We start from the raw sequence: 1,572 nt of genomic DNA, 5'->3' as shown, positions 1-1,572 counted from the left end.
AAGGGTATGAATCAATGCTTTCCTACTACCAGAATACGCAACCTTCGATTCGATGAACCGCCGTATACGAGACCCGTACGTACGGTGGTGTGAGAGGTGCACCAGTGGGCTATTTGCTCACTGGCCATCTACTCGATTATGTGGCTTATTCCGTTACGGTTATCTCAAACTCCTCTTCAAAAGTTCGTTCGATCCCACTATCGTATCGCTGCGTAGTACGAATCTTGATTTTGTGAGTTCCGACTTGAGTTCCTTTGATTCTAACTATTCCATCGTAATTACTTGTGCTCCAAGCTGGTAGTTGAACATAACCTTCTTCAGTTTGTGGGTCTTTGATTTCGTAGAGGTACTTTATAGCAGCCATTTTGGCTTGTAAAATTGCCGTTCCTTTAAATGTCTCTCCCTTTTTGATGTTGAACTTGTCGCTGAGAACCACAGGAATAAAATATTCAACATCGAAGAAGTAGCTGCTAAGGAGTTCCCTTGCATTCTCGATCACATCGAGGTTAAACATGAGCAGTGAAGTTTCGAAGTTTTCCGTTCTCAATGAACTGTAGTTTTCAAAGGATTTTCTTAGAAATGTTGAGTCAAATTTAATGGTGTCGTATTCATACTTAGCCATTTCAATTAGTTCATCAATATCTGTAGTTGAGATGGCTACATTTGTTGAGAGCTTTTCTATGAGTTCAGTCGTTCGGTTGGAAACTTGCTGACTTATTTCTATAAATCTTTTTCCAGCAGGTGAGTAGCCCGTTTCATATACTTTGTCCTTGAGCTTAGACTTGGAATTCTCGATCTGCCTTTTCAAAAATTCGTTCTGGATTGAATTTGCAGAGTTCGACTGTTTGTCACTACATGACCAGAAAACAAGTACTGCTAATAATATGGTTAGGTATTTCTTCATTGCAATATGCCACATAACGACCAGCTATGATGAGTGGGGATTAGAATGCACTAATCTTTCCTCTCGCACATAGCCACGCCTTGTTTTAAATTTATTAATTGTGGCGGACTTTCCAATCCCCACCAAAGTATCCTGACCGATAAAACCCCATTCATTCATCAGCGTTTGTTAGCCACTGTTACTTTTTTAATTCTTCTATTTTTTGAAGAGCAAAACTCTTATACTGTTCGTCTCCAGTTGCAGCAACTTTTTCGTAATATTCAATTGCTTCCGTATTCATGTTAAGGTTCATATAGGCATATGCAATGTTCGAGAGTACAATTGGATCTTGATCATCAATATTTTCAGCTTTTTTAAACCAGTTAATTGCCTCGTTGAAATTTTTGTTCATGAGGTTACATGCACCGATGTTCGAATACCCGAAAATGTCATCGGGAAATATTAATATCAGTTTATTCGAGATTGTTGTTATCTGGTCACATGCTGGAGTTTGTTGGTTGAACATGTTGTAAACGTAATCTTGCACACTGGAACTGCTACATTTGACAGGACAGTAAGTTAAGCTCGTTAAGCTAAATTTACATAAGATGAAACAAGAAAGAAGACACTTCGATAAGGAGTTCAAAATGATGGCAGTAAATCTGTGTTTGACAGGGAAGTCAACCAAA

Annotated in this window: 2 protein-coding genes; both read right to left on the bottom strand. The window is 38.6% G+C overall.

Going from position 1 to position 1,572, the window contains the following annotated elements:
- Positions 1 to 145: 145 nt before the first annotated feature.
- Positions 146 to 808: a hypothetical protein gene (locus AAOP42_RS00180; protein ID WP_349526433.1), complete on the bottom strand. Its 663-nt coding sequence runs from the start codon at positions 806 to 808 to the stop codon at positions 146 to 148.
- A gap of 274 nt (positions 809 to 1,082) precedes the next feature.
- Positions 1,083 to 1,409 (bottom strand): tetratricopeptide repeat protein, encoded by a 327-nt coding sequence (locus tag AAOP42_RS00175; protein ID WP_349526432.1) that lies wholly within the window; start codon positions 1,407 to 1,409, stop codon positions 1,083 to 1,085.
- Positions 1,410 to 1,572: the final 163 nt, after the last annotated feature.

The sequence above is a fragment of the Reichenbachiella sp. MALMAid0571 genome (assembly GCF_040151475.1).
Lineage (GTDB): Bacteria > Bacteroidota > Bacteroidia > Cytophagales > Cyclobacteriaceae > CAXBNB01.
Note: the sequence above shows the minus strand (reverse complement) of the source record. Positions and strands in the feature narration are given on the sequence as shown.